Source organism: Pseudonocardia oceanicola, assembly GCF_047200735.1.
GTDB lineage: Bacteria > Actinomycetota > Actinomycetes > Mycobacteriales > Pseudonocardiaceae > Pseudonocardia.
Window position 1 is genome coordinate 94,672 of the sequence record NZ_JBJZON010000006.1, and the last position, 21,529, is coordinate 116,200.

22 protein-coding genes are annotated in these 21,529 nt (G+C 75.5%); 10 read left to right on the forward strand and 12 right to left on the reverse strand.

The genetic code is table 11. The features are described from left to right. Positions 1-55: 55 nt before the first annotated feature. Complete coding sequence (locus ACL02T_RS11475) at positions 56-835, reverse strand: class I SAM-dependent methyltransferase (RefSeq protein ID WP_412830635.1); 780 nt, start codon at positions 833-835, stop codon at positions 56-58. A 58-nt stretch (positions 836-893) separates the two neighbouring features. On the opposite strand from ACL02T_RS11475, the gene ACL02T_RS11480 reads away from it, so the two are divergent. Beyond that, positions 894-1,715: a ParA family protein gene (locus tag ACL02T_RS11480; protein ID WP_412830636.1), complete on the forward strand. Its 822-nt coding sequence runs from the start codon at positions 894-896 to the stop codon at positions 1,713-1,715. A 25-nt stretch (positions 1,716-1,740) separates the two neighbouring features. Here ACL02T_RS11480 and ACL02T_RS11485 read toward each other — a convergent pair whose 3' ends face one another. Together ACL02T_RS11485 and ACL02T_RS11490 are read right to left on the reverse strand one after the other, a co-directional pair. Beyond that, entirely contained in the window at positions 1,741-2,148 is a 408-nt protein-coding gene (locus ACL02T_RS11485) for an SAV_6107 family HEPN domain-containing protein (protein WP_412830637.1), read from the reverse strand. Between the two features lie 116 nt (positions 2,149-2,264). Further along, positions 2,265-2,588 carry a hypothetical protein gene (locus ACL02T_RS11490; protein WP_412830638.1) on the reverse strand — a complete coding sequence of 108 codons (324 nt, stop codon included), beginning with the start codon at positions 2,586-2,588 and terminating at the stop codon, positions 2,265-2,267. 441 nt (positions 2,589-3,029) lie between these two features. On the opposite strand from ACL02T_RS11490, the gene ACL02T_RS11495 reads away from it, so the two are divergent. Both ACL02T_RS11495 and ACL02T_RS11500 read left to right on the forward strand, forming a co-directional pair. Beyond that, positions 3,030-3,629 carry a GNAT family N-acetyltransferase gene (locus tag ACL02T_RS11495; protein WP_412830639.1) on the forward strand — a complete coding sequence of 200 codons (600 nt, stop codon included), beginning with the start codon at positions 3,030-3,032 and terminating at the stop codon, positions 3,627-3,629. A 43-nt stretch (positions 3,630-3,672) separates the two neighbouring features. Further along, positions 3,673-4,392 carry an LppM family (lipo)protein gene (locus tag ACL02T_RS11500; RefSeq protein WP_412830640.1) on the forward strand — a complete coding sequence of 240 codons (720 nt, stop codon included), beginning with the start codon at positions 3,673-3,675 and terminating at the stop codon, positions 4,390-4,392. Between the two features lie 25 nt (positions 4,393-4,417). Here the strand turns inward: ACL02T_RS11500 and ACL02T_RS11505 are convergent, their stop codons facing one another. Then, entirely contained in the window at positions 4,418-5,332 is a 915-nt protein-coding gene (locus tag ACL02T_RS11505; protein ID WP_412830641.1) for a methylenetetrahydrofolate reductase, read from the reverse strand. 92 nt (positions 5,333-5,424) lie between these two features. On the opposite strand from ACL02T_RS11505, the gene ACL02T_RS11510 reads away from it, so the two are divergent. From ACL02T_RS11510 to ACL02T_RS11525, 4 genes are all read left to right on the forward strand, one after another. Continuing rightward, positions 5,425-6,519, forward strand: a complete 1,095-nt coding sequence (locus tag ACL02T_RS11510; protein ID WP_412830814.1) for a polyprenyl synthetase family protein — start codon at positions 5,425-5,427, stop codon at positions 6,517-6,519. Positions 6,520-6,526: 7 nt separating this feature from the next. Continuing rightward, positions 6,527-8,035 (forward strand): phytoene desaturase family protein, encoded by a 1,509-nt coding sequence (crtI, locus tag ACL02T_RS11515; protein ID WP_412830642.1) that lies wholly within the window; start codon positions 6,527-6,529, stop codon positions 8,033-8,035. Between the two features lie 66 nt (positions 8,036-8,101). Further along, positions 8,102-9,781, forward strand: coding sequence for a polyprenol phosphomannose-dependent alpha 1,6 mannosyltransferase MptB (gene mptB / locus ACL02T_RS11520; protein WP_412830643.1), 1,680 nt, complete (start codon positions 8,102-8,104; stop codon positions 9,779-9,781). Next, positions 9,756-10,700 carry a phytoene/squalene synthase family protein gene (locus ACL02T_RS11525; RefSeq protein ID WP_412830644.1) on the forward strand — a complete coding sequence of 315 codons (945 nt, stop codon included), beginning with the start codon at positions 9,756-9,758 and terminating at the stop codon, positions 10,698-10,700. Before mptB ends, ACL02T_RS11525 begins: the two co-directional genes overlap by 26 nt. A gap of 21 nt (positions 10,701-10,721) precedes the next feature. Here the strand turns inward: ACL02T_RS11525 and ACL02T_RS11530 are convergent, their stop codons facing one another. Continuing rightward, positions 10,722-11,087, reverse strand: coding sequence for an Rv2175c family DNA-binding protein (locus ACL02T_RS11530; protein ID WP_412830645.1), 366 nt, complete (start codon positions 11,085-11,087; stop codon positions 10,722-10,724). A 77-nt stretch (positions 11,088-11,164) separates the two neighbouring features. On the opposite strand from ACL02T_RS11530, the gene pknB reads away from it, so the two are divergent. Next, on the forward strand, positions 11,165-13,015 hold the full coding sequence (pknB, locus tag ACL02T_RS11535) for a Stk1 family PASTA domain-containing Ser/Thr kinase (protein ID WP_412830646.1): 1,851 nt from the start codon (positions 11,165-11,167) through the stop codon (positions 13,013-13,015). 78 nt (positions 13,016-13,093) lie between these two features. On the opposite strand, the gene ACL02T_RS11540 is transcribed toward pknB, so the two are convergent. After that, the gene (locus ACL02T_RS11540; RefSeq protein ID WP_412830647.1) at positions 13,094-14,482 is read right to left on the reverse strand and encodes a class II 3-deoxy-7-phosphoheptulonate synthase; all 1,389 of its coding nucleotides are present in this window, start codon (positions 14,480-14,482) and stop codon (positions 13,094-13,096) included. A gap of 137 nt (positions 14,483-14,619) precedes the next feature. After that, complete coding sequence (locus ACL02T_RS11545; protein WP_412830648.1) at positions 14,620-15,108, reverse strand: polyadenylate-specific 3'-exoribonuclease AS; 489 nt, start codon at positions 15,106-15,108, stop codon at positions 14,620-14,622. Positions 15,109-15,263: 155 nt separating this feature from the next. On the opposite strand from ACL02T_RS11545, the gene ACL02T_RS11550 reads away from it, so the two are divergent. Beyond that, complete coding sequence (locus ACL02T_RS11550; RefSeq protein ID WP_412830649.1) at positions 15,264-16,580, forward strand: ABC transporter substrate-binding protein; 1,317 nt, start codon at positions 15,264-15,266, stop codon at positions 16,578-16,580. Positions 16,581-16,613: 33 nt separating this feature from the next. Here the strand turns inward: ACL02T_RS11550 and ACL02T_RS11555 are convergent, their stop codons facing one another. Further along, complete coding sequence (locus ACL02T_RS11555; RefSeq protein WP_412830650.1) at positions 16,614-17,327, reverse strand: lysophospholipid acyltransferase family protein; 714 nt, start codon at positions 17,325-17,327, stop codon at positions 16,614-16,616. A gap of 146 nt (positions 17,328-17,473) precedes the next feature. Here ACL02T_RS11555 and ACL02T_RS11560 point away from each other — a divergent pair, with 146 nt between their 5' ends. Continuing rightward, entirely contained in the window at positions 17,474-17,917 is a 444-nt protein-coding gene (locus ACL02T_RS11560) for a hypothetical protein (protein ID WP_412830651.1), read from the forward strand. Between the two features lie 143 nt (positions 17,918-18,060). Here the strand turns inward: ACL02T_RS11560 and ACL02T_RS11565 are convergent, their stop codons facing one another. The 4 genes from ACL02T_RS11565 to ACL02T_RS11580 form a co-directional block, all read right to left on the reverse strand. After that, on the reverse strand, positions 18,061-18,753 hold the full coding sequence (locus tag ACL02T_RS11565; RefSeq protein WP_412830652.1) for a trimeric intracellular cation channel family protein: 693 nt from the start codon (positions 18,751-18,753) through the stop codon (positions 18,061-18,063). Between the two features lie 86 nt (positions 18,754-18,839). Continuing rightward, complete coding sequence (locus tag ACL02T_RS11570) at positions 18,840-19,802, reverse strand: ROK family protein (RefSeq protein WP_412830653.1); 963 nt, start codon at positions 19,800-19,802, stop codon at positions 18,840-18,842. A 1-nt stretch (position 19,803) separates the two neighbouring features. Further along, positions 19,804-20,238: a hypothetical protein gene (locus ACL02T_RS11575; RefSeq protein WP_412830654.1), complete on the reverse strand. Its 435-nt coding sequence runs from the start codon at positions 20,236-20,238 to the stop codon at positions 19,804-19,806. A 13-nt stretch (positions 20,239-20,251) separates the two neighbouring features. Then, on the reverse strand, positions 20,252-21,517 hold the full coding sequence (locus tag ACL02T_RS11580) for an ArsA family ATPase (RefSeq protein ID WP_412830655.1): 1,266 nt from the start codon (positions 21,515-21,517) through the stop codon (positions 20,252-20,254). Between the last annotated feature and the right edge of the window lie 12 nt (positions 21,518-21,529).

Below are 21,529 nucleotides of genomic sequence, written 5' to 3' on the forward strand. Positions count from 1 at the left end.
CCGCGCCCGACCGGAGGTGATCGACCTCACCCTTCCGGTCCTGGTCGGCCGGCCGTCAGGGCGCGACGGCGCGCGCCAGGACGTGCAACCGCGCGGCCACCTCGCGCAGGGCCGGCACCCCCGCCGCGAGGTCCTCGAGCTCGGCGGCGGCGCGCGTGTGCGTGGGCCCGCCGTCCCGGACGGCGTGCGGCAGCCAGGCCTCGAGCAGGCCGTCGCCCTGCACGAGCTCGACGCGCAGGCGCCGGGTGCCTTCGAGCAGGGCGATGACGGTGGGCCCGTCGAGCCGGCGACGCAGGGTGTCGTCCGGGCCGTAGCGCCCGTCGGGGTCGGTGAGGACGGCGCGCGCCTCCTCCAGCCGCCCGCCCAGGACGTGCCAGAGGACGGCCGCGTGTCGGCTGGTCGCCAGCACGGACACGGCAGCACCCGGAGCAGCGACCGCCGCGAGCGAGGCGGCGGCCCGAGCCGGGTCGTCCACCACCTCGAGCAACCCGTGCCCGAGGACGAGATCGGCACCGCCCGAGTCGATGAGGTCGGCCACCACCTCGGGAAGCTGGTCCGCGTCGCCCTGCACCGGGGTGACGAGCGCGTGCACTTCGGCCTCCCGGGCGCGCCGCTCGAGCGCGGCCAGGGCGTTGGGACTGACGTCGACGACCGTGACCGCGCAGCCGGCCGCGGCCAGGGGCACCGCCCACGACCCGCTGCCCCCGCCGACGTCGACCACCCGGGGCCGTCCGTCCGGCCGGGCGGCCCGCACCCGCTCGACCTCCGCATCGAGGACGCGGCGGACCGCCCCGCCGCCCACGGTTCCGGGACGCTCGCCTGCCGCCGCGTTCACACGGGCAGCCTAGTGGCGCCCGCACGCTCGCCGGCGGCGAGACTGTAGGTTGATCGCCGTGCAGGTCGTCGCCACGCTGAGTCTGAAGGGCGGGGTCGGCAAGACCACCGTCGCCCTCGGTCTCGCCGGCGCCGCGCTGCACCACGGCATCCCCACCCTCCTGGTGGACCTGGATCCCCAGGCCAACGCCACCATCGCGCTGGACGTCGAGCCCACGACGGGCACGGTCGCCGACGTACTGGACGAGCCGAGCCGGTCGGTGCTGCGCCGGGCCATCGCGACGAGCGCCTGGGGCGAGGGGCTGGACGTCCTGGTGGGCTCGGAGCAGAACGAGCGGCACAACCACCCGGACCCGAGCACCAAGCAGCTCGAGCGGTTGGCCCGCGCGCTGTCCCGGCTCGACGATCCGGACCTGGGCTCCAGCCTGGGCCGCACGGACGAGAAGCCGGGCGAGCCGTACCAGATGGTCATCATCGACTGCCCGCCCTCGCTGGGGCAGCTCACGCGCAGCGCCCTGGCCGCCGCGGACCGGGCCATCCTGGTGACCGACCCGACGATGTTCGCCGTGTCCGGCGTGCAGCGGGCCTTCGACGCCGTGCAGGCCGAGCGCGAGCGCGGCAACCGGGCCCTGCAGCCGCTCGGTGTGCTGGTGAACCGGGTGCGCCCGCGCAACGCCGAGCACGACTACCGGATCGCGGAGCTGCGGGAGCTGTTCGGCCCGCTGGTGTTCGGCGGCGTGCTGCCGGACCGCTCGGCGGTGCAGCAGGCACAGGGCGCGTGCCTGCCCATCCAGTCCTGGGACACCCCGGGGGCCCGGGAGGTGGCGGCGGTGTTCACCGCCCTCCTCGGCCGGTTGCTGCGCTCCCGCTCCCGGAGCTGATCCGGCTCGGCACCGGGCCGGGCCCTCACCGGTCGACGAGCAGCTCCCGCACGATCCCCACGAACTGCTCGGCCTGCCGGAGCAGGTCGTCCGCCTCGCGCCGGCCCACCAGCCGCGAGATGCCGGCCTCGGCGGCCGCCCTGGTGTCCGAGCAGGACGCGAAGAACGCGGCCCACTCCCCCAGCTCCGGGGCGATGTCGGCGAGCAGCTGCCAGACGCTGCGCGGCCGCCCCCGCCGCTGCTCCGGCACCGCCCGGGCGGCCAGCACCGCGGCCCCGGCCCGGAGCGCCGCGAGGTACGCCGCCGGGTACCGCAGCAGCGGCTCGGGCGCGCGGTAGCCGTCCGCCACGCACTCCGCGGCCTGACGCAGCAGGCCCAGTGCCGCCTTCGACACGGGCGCCCCCGGCGCCCGCTCGCTCGTCGTGATCGTCATGTCCGCTCCTCCGGTCCTGGTGCTCGCCCTGCACGCCCGCACCGCCGCGGGTCCCCGTCCCTGCTGCCGCGCCGCTCCCGACGGCCGCACCGCCGGCCGGCACCCCCGTGCCCCGCTCATTCCGGGTCCGGCACGCGCACGAGGTCCCACACCCCGGGACCCGCGCGCATCCGCAGCACGAACTCCCGGGCCGGTTCCTGCGGCGCCTCCGCCGACCGGGCCTCGACCCGCCAGCAGCGCAGCTGGTCGCCGCCGATCGGCATCGGCGACGGGAACGGCCACGGCGACTCCTCGATCCACCGCTCGTGGACGTCCGTGACCAGGTACCGGGACCCGCGCCGGGCCGGCCGGCGCTCGAACTCCACCGGCTCGCCCTCGAGCCAGCGGACCTGGACCGGTGCGGGCTCGCGGGGCCCGAACACCCGGGAGAAGGTGCTCACGCCAGATCACTCCCCTTCCGGCCGGCTGGGATCCGGCTGGACACGGGCACCGGCCCGGAGCCGGTGCGGGCCGGCGGGGTCGGTACGGACACCGCAGGCCGACCCGGGGACGGGGTGCTTCCCCCACCCCGCCCCGGGACCGACCTGCATCGAACATGTGTTCGACTTCCTCAGTGAAGCGCGTCCGGCGCGGGCCGTCAAGTCGGCGCCCACCGCCCGCGGAGGGGTCCCCGCTCCCGGCGTGCACGCCCCTGTCCTACCGGTGCCCACCGACGGAACCGTGGCTCCCGCAGCGGACGGGTGGTCCGGTGGTCGGCACCCGACGCCCGGTTGCGTGCCGTGGTGAGATGGCGGCATGACCAGCCCGCGCCCCGCCCGTCGCGCGACCGCCCGCGTCCGCGCCGTCCAGGCGGCGCTCCGGCCCGGGCCGGGGTCCCGGCGATGACCGCTGCGCCCGCCCGGCCCCGGCTGGTCACCCTCTCGTCGGTCGAGCTCGCCGACCACCTCGGCGAGGCCCTCGACGTCTACGTCGCCGCCATGGGCTACCCGCCCGGCACGGCGCGGCAGCGGCGCAACCTCTGGCTGGAGCACACCCGCCGGGCCGGGTGGCGCTGCACCGGCTGGATGGCCCCGGGCGGGCACCTGATCGGGATCGCGTACGGGTACTCGGGCGGCCCGGGACAGTGGTGGTTCGAGGAGGTCCGGCGCGGGCTCGCCGCGCGCGGCAGCGCCCGGGACCCCGCCCAGCCGGACTGGCTGCACGACTACTTCGAGCTCACCGAGCTGCACGTGCGGCCGGACGCACAGGGCTCCCGCCTCGGCGAGGCGATGCTCCGCGCGCTGCTCGACGGCGTCCGGCACCGGATGGTCCTGCTGTCCACGCCCGAGTACGCGCCGCGTGCCCCCGGCCGGGCCTGGCGGCTCTACCGCAGGCTCGGCTTCTCCGACGTGCTGCGCGACCATAGGTTCACCGGCGACAGCAGGCCCTTCGCCGTGCTCGGCCGCACCCTGCCGCTGCCGCAGGCACCCGAACGCGGGTGAACCGGCCCGTCACTGCACGGTCGTGCGACCGGGCGATGGCACGATGACCGCCGTGCAGTCCCCGCCCGCTCCCCGCCGCGACCGCCCCCGCGGTCGACCCCGCCCCGCTCGCACCTCCCGCTTCCGCCGGGTCGTGTCGGTACTCCTGCTCGTCGCCACCGCGGTGGCGGTGCTCGGCGGTTGCGCCCGGGTCCGGGCCGCCCTCGCGATCCAGCCGGACGACACCGTGACCGGCGAGATCGTGATCGCCACGCCGGAGAAGGGCCCGGACGACACGGGACCCGCGATCACCCTGCCGCCGGAGCTCGCCTCGGACGTGGACGTGTCGGAGTACCGGCAGGACGGCTACGCGGGCTCCGTGCTGCGGTTCTCCGGGCTGACGTTCGACCAGGTCGGTCAGCTCACCGGGGCGGTCCAGGACGGCGACCGGGCGAACCTGACCCTGCGCCGCGCCGGGAACCGGATCGTGCTGGCGGGCGCGGCCGACCTCACCACCGTCCCGGTGGACCGGGCGGACTTCCAGCTCAAGGTGAGCTTCCCGGGCGAGGTCCTCGACACCAACGGCGACTCCGAGGCCGGCACGGTGAGCTGGACCTTCACCCCCGGGGAGGTCGGGGACGTCGACGCCGTGGTGGCCTACGACGACCCGCAGGCGCCGTCGGCCACGGCCTGGAGCCTGGGTCTCGCGGTCGTCGTGGCGGGTGCGGTCGCGGCCGTGGTCCTGCTGGCCCGGCGCACTCGCAACCCGCCGGTGCGCCGGTAACGGACCCGCCGGACCCGGAGGAGCCTCAGGAGACGACCGGCTGCCGGGCGAGCCCGAGCCGGTCGACCAGCTCGGCCGTGGCCAGCGAGCGGTTCAGCGTGTAGAAGTGCAGCCCGCGCACGCCCTCGCCGAGCAACGTCCGGCAGAGCTCCTCGGTGAGGTCGAGGCCGGCGGCACGGAACGCGGCCGGGTCGTCCGCGTACGGCTCCAACCGCTCGGCGAGCCCGGGCGGGAGCGGCGCACCGGACAGTTCCGGACCGCGGCGCAGCGTCTTCACGCTGAGCAGCGGCATGATCCCGGGCAGCAACGGCACCTCGCAGCCCGCCGCGGCCAACCTGTCCCGGAGCCGCAGGAACCCTTCCGGTTCCCAGAACAACTGCGTGATCCCGAAGTCCGCGCCCGCCCGGATCTTGGCCACCAACCGGTGCAGGTCGGCGTCGAGATCGACCGAGCGCGGGTGGCCGTACGGGAAGGCGGCGACACCCACGCAGAAGGAGCCGGAGCGCTTGACCAGGCGGACCAGGTCGTCGGCGTAGGTCAGGCCCTCGGGGTGGGCGACCCACTCCCCCAGCGGGCCGCCGGGAGGGTCGCCCCGGACCGCGAGCACGTTGCGGATGCCGGCGGCGGCGTAGGAACCGATGACGTGCCGCAACTCGGCGACCGAGTGCGAGACGGCCGTGAGGTGGGCCATCGCGACCAGCGTGGTGTCCGTGGCGATGCGCGCGGTGGTCCGGATCGTCCGGTCCCGGCTGGAGCCGCCGGCGCCGTAGGTGACCGACACGAATGCGGGGTCGAGGGGCTCGAGGCGGCGGATCGCCCTCCACAGCTCCGCCTCCCCCTGCTCGTCCTTGGGCGGGAAGAACTCGACCGAGAACACGGGGCGGTCCGTGTCGATCCGGTCGATCACCGAGGTGCGCGGCTGCGCGGTTCGCGTGGTCACCTGTTCAGCCTACGGACGTGCGTCGGCGCGCCCAAGGTGCGTCCCGCCGATACGCTCGCCGGGTGGTCCATCCCTCCCCGCCCACGAACGTCCTGCCGAGCCCGGCACCCGAGCCCGCGGGCGCGGCCGAGCTCCGCGCGCAGGTGGAGCAGGCCCTGGAGGAGTATCTCCTGCGCCGCTGCGAGGACGCCGCGGCGATCGGCGCGGTGTTCGGCGACGCGGTCGACTCGCTCGTCCGGTTCGTCCTGGGCGGGGGCAAGCGGATCCGTCCGACCTTCGCCTGGTGGGGCTGGCGCGGCGCGGGCGGCGACCCGGCCGACGCACAGGCACCCGCCGTGCTCCGGGCGATCAGCGCGCTGGAGCTCATCCAGGCCTCCGCGCTGGTGCACGACGACCTGATGGACGCCTCGGCGACCCGGCGCGGCCGCCCGACGGTGCACGTCGAGTTCGCCGGCCGGCACGCCGACGCCGGGTGGTCCGGCCCGCCCGCCCGGTTCGGTGCCGCGGCGGCCATCCTGCTCGGTGACCTCGCCCTGACCTGGGCGGACGACATGTACCACGACTCCGGGCTCGACGCCGAGACCCTGCTGCGGACCCGGGACCCGTGGCGCGGGATGCGCACCGAGGTCCTGGGCGGGCAGTACCTCGACGTCCTCACCCAGGCCACCGGCGACGACTCCCCGGCCGCCGCGCTGCGCATCGACCGCTTCAAGACGGCCGCGTACACCGTGGAGCGGCCGCTGCACCTGGGCGCGGCCCTCGCCGGCGCCCCCGACCGCCTGGTCGCCGCGTACCGGCGGTTCGGCGCGGACATCGGCGTGGCCTTCCAGCTGCGCGACGACCTGCTCGGCGTCTACGGCGACCCGGAGGTCACCGGCAAGCCGGCCGGCGACGACCTCCGCGAGGGCAAGCGCACCCTGCTGGTGGCGCTGGCGCTGGAGCGGGCGGGTGACGGGCCGACCCGGGCCACGATCACCGGGTCGCTCGGCGACCCGGACCTGGACCCCGCGGCCGTCGAACGGCTCCGCGACCTGTTCACCGACCTGGGCGCGGCGCAGGCCGTCGAGCAGCGCATCGCCGCACTGACCGGGGCCGCGCTCGACGCGCTCACCGCCGCCGACATCGCCGAACCCGCCGCGACCGCGCTGCAGGACCTGGCGGTCCGGGCCACCCGCCGGCACCGGTGACCCGGCCGTGAGACGTCTGGAGGGGCCCACCGACCACGTCGTGGTCGTCGGCGCCGGGCTCTCGGGCCTGTGCGCGGCGCTGCACCTGCTGGGTGCGGGCCGCCGGGTCACGATCCTGGAACGCGACGACCACCCCGGCGGCCGGGCCGGCCGGCTGGACCTGGCGGGGCCCTCCGGCACCTACCGGGTGGACACCGGACCGACCGTGCTCACCATGCCGGAGCTGCTGGACGAGGCGCTGGGCGCGGTCGGGGACTCGCTCGCCGCACGGCTGGACCTGGTCCGGCTCGACCCGGCCTACCGCACCACCTTCGCCGACGGCACCACCATCGACGTCCACACGGACGCCGAGGCGATGGCGGCCGAGGTCCGCGCCACCTGTGGTCCGGAGTCCGCGGACGGGTACCGCCGGCTGCGCGCGTGGCTGACCGACCTCTACCGCACCGAGATCGACTCCTTCATCGGGGCGAACCTCGACTCGCCGCTCTCCCTGCTCGGTCCCGACCTGGTCCGGCTGGCCGCGCTCGGCGGGTTCGGCCGGCTCGGGCCGCGGATCGCCCGCTTCCTGCCCGACGAACGGCTGCGCCGGATCTTCTCCTTCCAGGCCCTCTACGCCGGGGTCGCACCGGACCGCGCGCTCGGGGCCTACGGCGTCATCGCCTACATGGACACCGTCGCCGGCGTGTACTTCCCGCGCGGCGGGATGCGGCAGGTCGGCGCCGCGCTGGCCGCCGCGGCCGTCGACGCCGGGGCGGAGCTGCTGACCGGCCGCGAGGTCACGGGGCTGGAACGCCGGGACGGGCGGGTCACCGCGGTGCGCCACGTCGAGGCCGGGGCCACCGCCGTGGCGCCCGAGCGGCTGGCCTGCGACGCCGTCGTCCTCACCCCGGACCTGCCCGTCGCACACCGGCTGCTCGGCGGGGCCCCACGGCGACCGGTGCCGGTGCGGTGGGCACCCAGCGCGGTCGTCGCGCACCTCGGCCTGACCGGGCCGCGCCACGAGCTCGCCCACCACACCATCTCCTTCGGGGCGGCCTGGGAGCGGACCTTCGCGGAGATCATCGACGAGGGCCGACTGATGAGCGACCCGTCGCTGCTGGTCACGCGGCCGACGGCGACCGATCCCACGCTGGCGCCGGAGGGCCGGGACCTGCTCTTCGTCCTGGCGCCGTGCCCGAACCTGCAGCGGGCGCGGCCGGACTGGGACCGTGTCGGCCCGGCGTACCGGGACGAGCTGCTCGGCGTACTGGAGAAGCGCGGGATCACCGGCCTGACCGGCGACGTCGAGGTGTCCGCGCTGGTCACGCCAGCCGACTGGGCGCGCCAGGGGCTCGCCGCGGGGACCCCGTTCTCGGCTGCGCACACGTTCGCCCAGACCGGCCCCTTCCGGCCCCGGAACCTGCCCCGGCGGTTCGGCAACGTCGTGCTGGCGGGCTGCGGGACGACGCCGGGGGTCGGGATCCCGCCGGTCGTGCTGTCCGGGAGGCTGGCCGCCGCCCGCGTGACCGGGGCGTGACCGGTCCGTGATCGAGCGGGGTCCGCAGCGGGGTGGCGGGTCGCGCGTGCGAGCATGGGCCCCGACATGACCGCGCAGCCCACCCGACCGGCGACCGGGTCGGAGCCGACCGACCCGGAGGGTTCGCCCGTGCCCAGCGACGTCCCCACCGCCACGGCGCTCGCCCCGGACGCCGGGGGGCGCGAGTCGCCGCCGGCGGCCGGCGCAGGTGCGCCGCGCCCCGCACCCGGCCTCCGGTCACGGCTGGGCGACCCGCCGCGCAAGCCGCTCTGGATCGGCTTCGCCGCCTCGGTCGTGCTGCTGATCGGCGGCGTGGGCGGCGGCGGCACGCTGGTCCACGACCCGATCCTCACCAACAGCCCGCTCGGCTTCTGGCGCTTCGGCCACGGCCGGGAGCTGGCCACCGCGCTGATGTACGTCGGCGTGGTGCTCATGGCGTGGGCGTGGGTCCAGCTCGGCCGCGAGGTGCTCGCCCGCCGGGCGGGTGGCCGGGCCGTGCTCACCACCTCGGTGGTGTGGATGCTCCCGCTGCTGGTCGCGCCGCCGCTCTTCACCCGGGACGTCTACAGCTACCTCGCCCAGGGCGCGCTGCCGCTGTTCGGCTTCGACCCGTACGCGGTCGGCCCCGAGGCGATGCCGGGGACGTTCACCGACAACGTCCACTACTTCTGGCAGGACACCCCGGCGCCGTACGGCCCGCTGTTCATCCTGATCGCCAAGGCGTGGGCCTGGGTCACCGTGCAGGCGGGCACGAACATGGTGCTCGGCGTGATCGGCATGCGGCTGATCATGTGCATCGGCCTGGTCCTGCTGATCTGGACGATGCCGGAGCTGACCCGGCGCCTCGGCGGGCGGCCCGCGGTGGCCCTGTGGGTCGTGGTGGCCAACCCCGTGATGGTCATCCATCTGGTCGGCGGCGGGCACAACGACCTGCTGCTCGTCGGCTTCCTGGCCGTCGGCTGCCTGGCGATGCTGCGCGGCAGGCACGTCCTCGGCATCGCACTGGTCACGTGCGCGATGGCGACCAAGGCGAGCGCGGCCGTCGCGCTGCCCTTCCTGGTGCTGATCTGGGCCGCCCGGCTGCAGGGTTCCTTCCCCCGCCGTCTGGTGCGGGCCGGCGCGGCGGGTGTGGCCGTGTTCGGCGTCGTGTTCGCGGGCGTCACCCTGGCCGCGCAGGTCGACCTGGGTTGGCTGCCCGCGCTCAGCGCCCCCTCCATGATCGTCAACTGGCTGTCGCTGCCGACCGGGATCGGCGAGTTCGTGCACACCGCGTTCTTCGGGGTGGCGCCGCTGCCCAAGCAGCCCTTCGTCAACGTCGCCCGCGTGATCGGCGCGATCGCGCTGGTCACGATCATCGCCGTGCAGTGGTGGCGCGCCCGCGGCGGCGGCCCCGACGCGGTGCGCCGGGCCGGGATCGCGCTGCTCGCCGTCGCCCTGCTCTCCCCCGCCACGCTGCCCTGGTACCTCAGCTGGGGGATGGCGATCCTGGCCATGGTCCCCTGGAGCGCCCGCGGCCTGCAGTGGCTGGTCTTCGGCTCGCTCGGGCTGATGGTCGTCTACTACCCGAACGGCGAGGACGCCCTCTACAACTGGGGCTACCTCGCGGTCTGCGCCGTGCTGGCCTGGCTCGCGGCACGCTCGCTGCTGCGCCCGGACCCGCTCGGCTTCCGCCGGCCGAAGCCGGTCCCGGCCCGCCCCTCCGCACCGACCCGCGCGCCCGGTGCGCCCGCAGTCGGCGGCGGCTGAGCTCGACGCGGCCGGGATCACCGATCCCGCGCTGCGTCGCGCCTACGCCGAGTGCCGCGCGCTCAACGCCCGGCACGGCCGGACGTACTTCCTCGCCACCCGACTGCTCACGCCGGACCGCAGGCCCGCGATCCACGCGCTGTACGGCTTCGCCCGGCACGCCGACGAGATCGTCGACGACCTCGGTGCCGGCGCGTCCACCGAGGAACGCGAGGCGGTGCTCGACGAGCTGGGCCTCGACCTGGTCGGTGCCTTCTCGGGCGAGGACCCGGGCACGCAGCCGGTGGTCACGGCCGTGGCGGACACCGTGCGCCGGTACGGGATCGACGCGCGGCTGTTCTCCCCGTTCCTCACGTCCATGCGGATGGACACCCACGTCACCGGCTACGCGACCACCGCGGAGCTCGACACCTACGTCCACGGTTCCGCCGCCGTCATCGGCCTGCAGGTGCTGCCCGTCCTCGGCTCGCCCACGCCCCGGGAGGCCGCGCCGCACGCCGCCGCGCTCGGCGTGGCGTTCCAGATGACCAACTTCCTGCGCGACGTCGGTGAGGACCTCGACCGCGGGCGCGTCTACCTGCCGGCGGACGAGCTGGCCGCGTTCGGGGTGGACCGCGAGCTGCTGGCCTGGTGCCGGACCCGGCGGACCACCGAGCCGCGCGTGCGCCGCGCCCTCGCCCACCTGGTCGCCCGCACCCGGGCGGTCTACCGACGGGCGGAGCCGGGGATCGCGATGCTCGCACGGGAGTCCCGGGACTGCGTGCGCTGTGCCTTCACCCTCTACGGCGGGATCCTCGACGAGATCGCCGCCGCGGACTACCAGGTGCTGCACCGCCGGGTGACGGTCCCCGGGCGCCGCCGGCTGGCGGTGGCGGGCCCGGCGCTCGCCCACGCCGTGTGGACGCGGCACCGGTCCTGAGCGGACCGCGCCCGGGCATCCTCAGAAGGCCATGGCCTGGGCACGCCGCTTGACCTCGCGGTGGCGCCCGGCCCGGATCGCCGCGATCGGCGTGCCGGGGAGGCTGTCGTCGGCGGTGAAGAGCCAGCGGAGGATGTCGGTGTCGGGGTAGCCGCCGTCGCGGAGCACGGTGATCGTGCCGGACAGACCCTTCACCACGGCGTTGCCGTCGAGGAAGTCCGCGGGGACGCAGGTGGTGCCCTCCCGCTTCAGCGAGAGCAGCTGGCCGTCCTTGATCAGCTGGTGCACCCGGGTCCGCGGGACCGCGAGGATCTCGGCGACCTCGGTGGCGGGCAGGACGGCGACGTCGTCGGACAGGACGGCGCTCGCCCCGTTCGGTTCACTCACGCGCGTCACCATGCCACAGCGCGTCGCCCGAGGGGAGACGCCGCGGGGAGGGACCGCCCGGGCGGTACCGTCGGGGGGTGACCGCACCGCCCGGCTCCCCCGGAGCCCTGATCGACGCGCGGTACCGGATCGGGCCGGTCCTGGCCCGGGGCGGCATGTCCACCGTGCACCGCGGGCTGGACACCCGGCTGGACCGCCCGGTCGCGATCAAGATCATGGACCCGCGGCTGGCGGCCGACCCCACCTTCCGGGGCCGCTTCGAGCGGGAGGCCCGGTCGGCGGCACGGATCGACCACCCGCACGTCGTCGACGTCCACGACCAGGGCCGCTGCACGCCGCCCGGTGGCGAGCCGACGCTGTTCCTGGTCATGGAACTGGTCACGGGCGGCACCCTGCGGGAGGTGCTGCGCCACCGGGGCGCGCTGGGCGTGCCGGCGACCTTCGCCGTGCTGGAGCCGGTCCTCGCGGGCCTCGCGCAGGCACACCGCCTCGGCATGGTGCACCGGGACGTCAAGCCGGAGAACGTGCTGCTCGGGAGGGACGGCAGCGTCAAGGTCGCCGACTTCGGGCTGGTCACCGCGGCCGCCGAGGCCGGGGTCAGCCACGCCGGGATGATCCTCGGGACGATGGCCTACCTCTCCCCCGAGCAGGTCGCCACCGGCCGGGCCGACGCCCGCAGCGACGTCTACGCCGCCGGTGTCCTCTGCTACGAGCTGCTCACCGGTGCCCCGCCGTACACCGGCGACAACCCGCTGTCGGTGGCCTACCGGCACGTGAACGACGACGTGCCGCCGCCGTCGGCGGTCGCGACGGAGGTCCCGCCGGAGCTCGACGACCTGGTCCGCCGGGCCACCTCGCGCGACCCCGACCGCCGCCCGGCCGACGCCGCCGCGTTCCTGGGCGAGCTGGTCCGGCTGCGGGAGTGGCTGGCCGTCCCGCAGGTGCCGGTCCCGCTGCCGCCCCCGCCGCCGGTCGAGGAGCAGGACACCGTGCCCGCCGAGGCCTTCGGGGTCGACGCGCCGGTCGAGAGCGGACCCGGGGGTACCCGCGCGCTCACCCGGGACGGGTTCGACGGCGGGTTCGACGGCGGGTTCGACGGCAGGGAGGACGGCGGGGGGGACGGCGGGGGGGACGGCGGGGACCCGCCGACCGGGGTCGGCGGCCGACGCCGCACTGCGACGGCCCCGCGCCTCGACGCCCTACCGGACCACCGCGTCGCCCGCCGACGGAGCCGGCGGGTGTTCGCGCTGTGGATCGTCGTGCTGGTGCTGCTCGGCCTGGTCGTCGGCGGCGCGGCGTGGTGGCTGGGCGCGGGCCGGTGGACCGCGATGCCCTCGGTCGTCGGGCTGGACCGGACCGTTGCGGAGCAGCTGCTCACCGAGGCCGACCTGGCGTGGTCGGTCACCGAGCGGCACCACGACGACGTCGCCGCGGACCGGGTGGCCGCCGCCGACCCGGCCGCGGACTCGCGGTTGCTGCGCGGCAGCGCGGTGACGCTCACGGTGTCGACCGGCCGCCCCGTCGTCCCGGCCGTCGCCGCGGGCAGCACGGTCGAGGCGGCGCAGCAGGCGGTTCGGGACGCCCAGCTCACACCCGTGACCTCGGGATCCGCGGCGGACTTCAGCAGCACCGTGCCGCAGGGGGCCGTGCTCCGCACCGAACCGGCGGTGGGCACCCCGTTGCCGATCGGCGGCCCGGTCACCCTGGTGCTCAGCAAGGGCGTGGAACCGCCGGCCGAGGTGGACGTCCCGCGCCTGGTCGGCGACCGCCTCGACGAGGCCCGGGAGGCACTGGACCGCCGTGGCCTGGTCGTCGAGGTCGAGCGCAGCCTGCCCTTCGTCCGGCAGAACCCGCGGGTCGTCGGCCAGGACCCGAGCCCGGGCAGCACGGTCGAGGAGGGCTCGACCGTCACCCTCACCGTCTTCTAGCGCCCACCGTCTCCCACGCCACCGACGCCCGGCCGTGGTCGGTCGGGCCGGAGCACCACCGACCACGCACGGTCGGCGTCAGCCGCGCAGCATCTCCGCGACCAGGAAGGCGAGCTCGAGGGACTGCTGGGTGTTGAGCCGCGGGTCGCAGGCCGTCTCGTACCGGCCGGCGAGGTCGGTGTCGGAGATCTCCTGGGCACCGCCGAGGCACTCGGTGACGTCCTCGCCGGTGACCTCGACGTGGATGCCGCCGGGGTGGGTGCCCAGTGCGCCGTGCACCTCGAAGAAGCCCTGCACCTCGTCGACGATGCGGTCGAAGTGGCGGGTCTTGTAGCCCGTCGTGGACTCGTGGGTGTTGCCGTGCATCGGGTCGCACTGCCAGATGACCTTGTGGCCGGAGGCGGTGACCTTCTCGACGATCGGCGGCAGCGCGTCGCGGATCTTGCCGTTGCCCATCCGGCTGATCAGCGTGAGGCGGCCGGGCTCGTTGCGCGGGTCGAGTCGCTCGACGTACTCGACGGCCTGCTCCGGCGTGGTGGTCGGGCCGATCTTCAGGCCGATCGGGTTGGACAGCAGCTCGGCGAAGGCGACGTGCGCGCCGTCGAGCTGGCGGGTGCGCTCGCCGATCCACAGGAAGTGCGCCGACAGGTCGTAGAGGACCGGGTTGTCCCGGTCGAGGTCCAGCCGCAGCATGGACCGCTCGTAGTCGAGCAGCAGGGCCTCGTGCGAGGCGTAGAACTCCACCGCGTGCAGCTGGTGGTCGGTGACCCCGCAGGCGTCCATGAACCGGACGGCGCGGTCGATCTCCGCCGCGACGGCCTCGTACCGCTCGCCCGCCGCCGACGTGCGCACGAAGTCCTTGTTCCAGGCGTGCACCATCGCCAGGTCGGCCATGCCGGTCGCGGTCAGCCCGCGGACCAGGTTCATCGCGGCGCTCGCGTTGGCGTACGCCCGGATCATCCGCGACGGGTCCGGGGTGCGGGCCGCCTCGTTCGGGGCCAGCGCGTTGACGATGTCGCCGCGGTAGGAGGGCAGGCCCAGCGCGTCGACGGGCGAGCTGCGGGGCTTGGCGTACTGCCCGGCGATCCGGCCGACCTTCACCACCGGCAGCGACGCGCCGTAGGTCAGCACGACGGCCATCTGCAGCAGCGTGCGGATGGTCGCGCGGATGTGCGGCTCGGTGTTGTCGACGAACGTCTCGGCGCAGTCCCCGCCCTGGAGCAGGAAGGCCTTCCCGTTCGCCACGTCCGCCAGGCGCTGGGAGAGCCGGTCGACCTCGGGCGGCAGCACCACCGGTGGCACGCTCTCCAGGACCGTGCGGGTGTGCTCGACGACCGAGGTGTCCGGCCACTCGGGCTGCTGGGCGGCGGGCCGGGCGAGCGCGTCGTCCAGCCGGGTGCGGAGCTCACCGGGCAGCGGCGGCAGCTCCGGGAGGACGTCCACGGGGGCGTCGACGGACCAGTTCACGGGGAAGAGGGTATGCGGTCCGGGCGCGGGCCTCGCTCCCGGCACACCCCGCCCCCGGTCGCCGCCGGTGTGGGCGCACTCCGGTCCGGGCCGCTGTCCGCTCGTTCCCTCCGTCCCGGACCGACACCCGCTCGGCGTCAGGGCGTCGGGACGGCCGTCTCGATCACCTGCCAGCGGCGCAGGTTGAGCCGGGCGTCGGCCAGCGCATCGTGCGCGTCGGAGGTGGGCGGCGGCAGCGGTGGGCGGCCCGCGTCCTCCCAGCGCTGGCGCAGCTCGCGGGTGAACCGCGGCAGGGCCCGGGGCAGCGCGGGCATGGCGCCCCACAGCTGGCAGAGGGCGACGTGGTCGTAGGCGGCGATCCAGGCCCACAGCTCGACCTCGCCGGGGGCGCCGGTGAGGAACTCGAGCAGCTCGCGACGGATCGTGGCACGGGAGCGCCACGCCCTGTCGGCCGGCGAGGGCAGTTTGGGCAACACGTTGGCCCGTACCCAGGGGCCGGCCCGCCCCGGGTCGAACTCGGTGGACACCGCGTAGAACTCGCGCCCGTCCTCGCCGACGATGCCGATCGAGACGAGATCGATCGTCCTGCCGTCCTCGATGAACTCGGTGTCGTAGAAGAAGCGCATGCCAACCCTTTCGGACCTGCCGCGACTCTACGTCGCCCGAACGGCGGGTGGTGCGCCGGGACTACGCCGGTCGAGCGAAGATGTGGTCGCCGCGTCACGACCCGGACGTCCGGGACGACCTACCCGAGGACCCGCCGACCCGCGAACGAGAGCCCATGCGCCGCTCCCCCACCGCCCTGCTCCCGGGGTTCGTCGTGCTGCTCTGCGCCGTGCTGGCCGCGGCCTGCGCGGGCCCCCCGAGGGCGCCGGTCACCACGGTCACCGTGCGGCTCTGGGACGACCAGGTGGCGAAGGCCTACGGCACGTCCTTCGCCGAGTTCGAGCGACAGCACCCCGACATCCGGGTGGACCTCGACGTCGTCCCGTACACCGACTACTTCGTCAGCCTCACCACCCAGCTCGCCTCGGGCACGGCGGACGACGTCTTCTGGCTCAACTCGGCCTGGTTCGCCTCGCTCGCCGACGCCGGCGCGCTCGTGGACGTCGACCGGGTGCTGCCCGGCCGGCGGCGGGCCTGGGTCCCGGCCGCCGTCGAGCAGTACACCCGCAACGGGGCGCTGTGGGGCGTCCCCGCGCTGACCGACGGCCGGATCGTCACCTACTACAACCGGCGGATGCTGGCCGAGGCCGGCGTCGACCCCGCCGCCCTGACCTGGCACACCGACCCGGCCGAGGACACCTTCCTGCCGGCGATGCGGAAGCTGACGGTCGACGTCCACGGGCGCACCGCCGACGAGCCCGGCTTCGACCCCGACCGGGTGGCCCGGTACGGCTTCAACGCCGGCCGCGACCTCCAGGCGGTGTACTACGAGTTCGTCGGCTCGAACGGCGGCCGGTTCCAGAAGCCGGACGGCACCTTCGCCTTCGCCGAGCCGCGGTCCGTGCAGGCCTTCCGGTACCTGGTCGACCTGATCAACACCCACCACGTCGCCCCCGACGCCGACGACACGAACGTCAACTCCGACTACGGCCGGGACGCCTTCCTCGACCAGCGGCTCGCGGTGTTCCAGTCCGGCACCTACAACCTGCGCAACGTCGCCGACGGCGCCGCCTTCGAGTGGGGAGTGGCGCCGATGGTGGCAGGTCCCGCGGGGCGGGTGTCGGTGGTCAACAGCGTGATCGCCGCCGGCAACGCGCGCAGCCCGCACCCCGAGGCCGTGGCACGGGTCCTGGACTGGATCGGCTCCGAACCGGGCGCCGACCCGGTCGGCGGGCGGGGCGCCGCGCTGCCGGCGGTGATCGGCTCGCAGCAGAAGTTCTTCGACTACTGGCGCGAGCGCGGCGTCGAGACGGGCTACTTCGGCAGCCTCGGCGGCACCGCGACGATCGAGCCGCCGCTCGGGCCCAAGTTCGGCACCGGTCTGCGGGCCTTCGACCCGATCCTCGGGGAGGTCTTCGCCGGCCGGCTGCCCGTGGGCCCGGGCCTGCAGCAGGCACAGGACGCGGCCAACGCCGCCGTCGCCGCGGGTTGAGCTCCCTCGCCGGCGTCGCCCCGGGGCCGCCGGTCAGGCGGCGGCGCGGCCCTGCTGCTCCTTCTCGGCCAGCGCGGCCTTCTCCTTGACCGACGCGGCGTAGAGGTCCACGTAGGTCTGTCCGGAGAGCTCCATCAGCGCGTACATGATCTCGTCCGTCATGGACCGCTCGATGAACCGGTCCCCGGCCATGCCCTCGTAGCGCGAGAAGTCCAGGGGCTCCCCGACCTTGACGTGCACGTGGCCGGGCCGCCACATCGTCGAGCCGATCGGGTTGACCTTGTCCGTGCCGATCATGGCGACGGGGACGACCGGGACGGCCGCCTCGAGCGCCATCCGGGCGACGCCCGTCTTGCCCTTGTAGAGCCGTCCGTCCGGGCTGCGGGTGCCCTCCGGGTAGATGCCGAGCAGGTTGCCCTCGCGCAGCAGCCGGACGGCGGTGTCCATGGCCGCCTGCGCCGCGTTGCCGCCGGACCGGTCGACCGGGACCTGCCCGACCCCGCTGAAGAACTGCTTCTTGACGAAGCCCTTGAGCCCCGGCTCGGTGAAGTACTCGCGCTTGGCCAGGAACGTGATCCGGCGCGGCACCTGCAGGGGCAGCAGGAAGGAGTCGGCCACCGCCAGGTGGTTGCTCGCGAGGATCGCGGCACCCGAGGTGGGGATGTGCTCCAGGCCCTCGATGGTGGGGCGGCAGTACAACCGGAGCAACGGGCCGAGCAGGACGTACTTCGACCACCAGTACAGCACCGGGCAGGGCCTCCTCACCGCAAGGGAGCCCAAGCCTACGGAGCGCCGTGTCGATGCGACAACAAGGGGACTCCCGGCGCCCTCGCGGGCGCATCCGTGTCAGGATGCACGGGTCTGTCCCCGCAGACCCCGAGGAGGCCGCGAGCATGAGCACGGGCGAGCCGGAGGGTGTGCCGGGCGACCCGGGCCGGGAGGGGCGGCGCTCCGATCCGGACCCCTTCGAGCAGGTCGTGGCCTCGTGGAAGGCGGAGGGCACCGTTCCGCACTGGCCGGGCGGCCCGGCGGACGGCGCGGCTGCCGCTCCCCCGCCGGCGCCCGAGATCGATCCCCGGCTGGACCCGGAGGAGCACTACGTCCCGCCGGAGCCGCCGCCGCTGCCCCGGGTCGGCGCCGCCGTGGGCGTCGGTCTGGTCCTGGTGGTGCTCGGGATCGTGCTGGTCGCGGCTCCACGGTGGATCGGGATGTCCTCGGTCTACGGGCTCCCGCTCGGCCTCGTCGCCATCGCCGGCGGCCTGACCTGGCTGTTGATGCGGCTCTGGCAGCCCGCCGACGAGGACGCCGACCCGTACGACGACGAGGGGACCGTCTAGGTCACGGCGAGCGGCGGGCCTGTCGGACCGCAGGCTCGAGCGCCGACGACGGCGGTCGGCCCCCTCGCCGGGCTCCGCCCCGATCACCCAGCCCACCTCGGCACCGGTACTCGTCGCCGCGTCGGCCCGGTCGGCCGGGTAGCTCAGGAGTCGTCGTCGCGCCGGTCGTCGCGGGCCTCGTCGCGTGGGTGGCCGTGACGGTCGTGGAACCGGCCCGCGCCGGGCGGCCCCGGGGCGTGCAGGTGGAACCGGACTCCGATCATCCTGATGGCGAAACAGACCGCCGCGGCCCCCAGGGCCGCGGGTAGCCCGTAGATCCCCGTGCGCACGGCGGCGGCGGTGAGGGCGGCCGCGACCAGCGCCGGGATCGCGTACAGGTCCGAGTGCAGCACCGACGGGATCTGCCGGATCAGGACGTCGCGGATCGTGCCGCCGCCCACGGCGCTGACCGCACCGAGCAGGATGGCCGGGCCGAGGCCGAGGCCGAACTCCAGGGCCTTGACGGTGCCGATCACCGCGAACACGCTCAACCCGACGGCGTCGAGCAGGACGATCGGCGTCTCCAGCCGGTCCAGCCACCGGCTCAGCGCGAACGCGACCACGCCGCCGCCCACGGCGAGCGCGAGGTAGCGCCAGTCGTCGAAGGCGGCCGGAGGTATCGCACCGATCAGCACGTCGCGGGTGATCCCGCCGCCCAGCGCGGTGATCACCGCGAGGGCCAGGACGCCGACGATGTCGAGCCGTGCCGTGCGCACCGCGGTCAGTGCGCCGTTGAGGCCGAACACGAAGGTGCCGGCCAGATCGAGCGCGAGCAACAACGGTGGCTCGGACGTCACGCGCCCATCCTCACAGCACCCCATCGCCCACGCCGTTCCGACGAGTCGCCGACCTGCTTCTGCTCCAGCGACCGAGGATCGCCGGCCTAGCGGGCCGCCCCGCCCGTCAGGACCGCCTCGCGGGCCAGCTCGGCCGCCCCGACCACCGCGGCCGCGGAGCCGAGCTGCGCGGTGCGGATGCGCGCCAGCGGCCGGTTGCCCGCCCCGGTGACGATGCGGGCGTAGTGCTCGCGGGCCTCGTCGAGGAACAGCGGCGCGGACACCGAGACGCCGCCGCCGACCACCACCAGCTCGGGGTCGAGGACGTCGGCGATCAGCGACAGGCCCTCCCCCAGCCACCGGCCCATGTCCGCCATTGCGCGCCGGGCCAGCCGGTCCCCGTCCCGCGCCGCGGCGGCCACCCGCTGACCGGTGATCCGGCCCGGGTCCCGCGCGGCCTCCCGGTACAACACCGACGTCGTCGCGTCGGGGTCGGCGAGCATCTCCAACGCCGTGGTGGCCAGCGCGGTGCCGCTGCAGTAGCGCTCCCAGCAGCCGCGCTTGCCGCACTCGCACGGGCGGCCGCGGGGCACCACGCGGACGTGCCCGAACTCCGGGGCCACCCCGAACGCGCCGCGGAACGGCACACCGTCGAGCAGCAGCGCGCCGCCGATGCCGGTGCCGAGGGCCAGGAACACCACACTCGACGCGCCGGCGGCGGCCCCGTAGCGGCGCTCGGCCAGGGCCGCGGCGTTGGCGTCGTGCTCGACGACGACCGGCACGCCGAGACGCGCGCGCATCCGGTCGGCCACCGGTGCGTCCCGCCACGACAGGTGCGGCGCGAACCGGACCAGGCCCCGGTCGGCGTCGATGAACCCGGCCAGCGCCAGGCCCACCGCCGACACCCGGTGCCGGTGGGCGAGCTCGCCCACGCAGGAGGCGACGGCCGCTTCGAGGGCCTCGTCGCTCCTGGGCGTCGCGGCGCTCGCGCTGTCGATGACCCCGCCCTCGGGGTCGACGACCCCGGCCCGCACGCTGGTCCCCCCGACGTCCACGCCGACCGTCAACACGTCAGGCCCGCACCACGCGGATGTGCTGGACCCGCCGGGCCGGCTCGGGTCGGGCCCGTCGCCGCTCGTCACCGCCGCCGCGGAGGTCGTCCGGTCCCTCAGGGGTCGCGCCCTGTCCGCTCGCCTCCCCGGGTCGACGCCCCGCACCGCCGGCCGTGCCCTCCGCCGGCGGGTCCGGCAGCTCCTCGGTCAACGCCCGCAGCACCGTCAGCAGTCCCGAGGCGTGCTCGGCCAGCCGCGCGGCCAGCTCCGGGCGCTCCCCGCGCAGCAACGCCAGCAGGGCGCAGACCGGGCAGGACGCACAGCTCGACGCGGTCGGACGCACCCCTCGCTCGCCCGTGCGGGCGGCGTCGACCAGCGGACCGACCCGGTCGAGCACGGCAAGGGCGAGGGCCCGCAGCTCGCGGGTGAGGGTGTCGGAGTGGGTGCAGCTCACCGCTGCCGGCCCCTCACCGCTGCATCCAGACCGCCGGATCCGGCGCGAACACCACGACCAGCTCCGTCGCGTGACCGTCGCCCACGAGCCGGGCCGCGGTGACCTCGCAGCGGCGCAGCACGGCGGGCAGACTGACCCGACGGCGTGTGGCGCCCAGGGTGACCACCAGCTCGTCCCCGACCCGGGTGAGGTCCAGCGGACCGTCGGCCGCGCCGGGCAGGCGCAGGGACAGCTCGAACTCCGAGTCCCCCGAGGTGCCGCTGCCCGCGGTGCGCTCGACGCGCAGCGCCGGTCCCGCGGCCGGGGCGGGCGCGACGGGGTCCGCCCCGCCGTACAGGTCGGCGGCGAGCACGTCCAGCGCCGCCACCCCCGTCGGCTCGGCCGCGGCGTACGGCACGGTCACGAGCGGGACGGCGTCGCCGCACTCCGCACGCACCTCGGCCAGCACGGCCTGCTGCTCGGTGTGCCGCTCGCGCAACCAGCGCGCCGTCGGGCCGCGCAACGACGGCGGCGGCGCGGGCATGACCCGGTTGACGACCAGGCCGTCGACCTGCAGGTCGTGCAGGGCCAGCGCGGTCAGGGTGCGGCGGGTCTCCGCGGCGACGACCCGCTCGGGCGTCAGGACCAGGCGGATCGAGGTCTCCTCGCGGTCGGCCAACAGGGCGCGCAGCCCGACGAGCTGGGCGGCGAGCCGGTCGAGGGCGTCGACCGTGCGGTCCCAGCCCCCGGCGTGCTCGGCGCCGGCCCGTCCGCCGGCCAGTCCGGCGATCATCCCACGGACGGCCCGGCGGTGCGCCGGGAACAGCCGCTCCAGGTACCCGGAGAGCGCCTCGGGCAGGCCGAGCAGGCGCAGCGTCTCCGCGGTGGGACCGCAGTCGACCACCACCACCTCCCACAGCCCGGACGTGGCGAGCCGGTGCACCTCGGCCAGCGCGAGGAGGTCCTCGACGCCGGGCAGCACGGTCAGCTCGTCGGCCAGCAGCTCGTCGATCCCGGCCCCGGCGAGCAGCGTGCGCAGATGTCCCTGCAGCTCGGCCCACGTGTCGTCGAGCAGCACGCGGGTGTCGACGTGCGCGGCGAACAGCCCGCCGCCCAGCTCGGCGGGTTCGGTCTCGGTGGTGCCGTCGAGCGGCTCGCCGAGCGCGTCGCCGAGGGAGTGTGCGGGATCGGTGGAGACCACCAGGGTCTTGCGCCCGGACCGGGCGAGGCGGACGGCCGTGGCCGCGGCGAGCGTCGTCTTCCCGACGCCCCCCTTGCCGGTGAACAGCACGACCCGCACGCGCGGCAGCGT

Coding starts and splice junctions, on each gene's coding strand:
- ACL02T_RS11485 (WP_412830637.1), bottom strand. CDS start 2,148: ATGACGATCACGACGAGCGAGCGGGCGCCGGGGGCGCCCGTGTCGAAG.
- ACL02T_RS11495 (WP_412830639.1), top strand. CDS start 3,030: ATGACCGCTGCGCCCGCCCGGCCCCGGCTGGTCACCCTCTCGTCGGTC.
- ACL02T_RS11500 (WP_412830640.1), top strand. CDS start 3,673: ATGACCGCCGTGCAGTCCCCGCCCGCTCCCCGCCGCGACCGCCCCCGC.
- mptB (WP_412830643.1), top strand. CDS start 8,102: ATGACCGCGCAGCCCACCCGACCGGCGACCGGGTCGGAGCCGACCGAC.
- ACL02T_RS11545 (WP_412830648.1), bottom strand. CDS start 15,108: ATGCGCTTCTTCTACGACACCGAGTTCATCGAGGACGGCAGGACGATC.
- ACL02T_RS11550 (WP_412830649.1), top strand. CDS start 15,264: ATGCGCCGCTCCCCCACCGCCCTGCTCCCGGGGTTCGTCGTGCTGCTC.
- ACL02T_RS11560 (WP_412830651.1), top strand. CDS start 17,474: ATGAGCACGGGCGAGCCGGAGGGTGTGCCGGGCGACCCGGGCCGGGAG.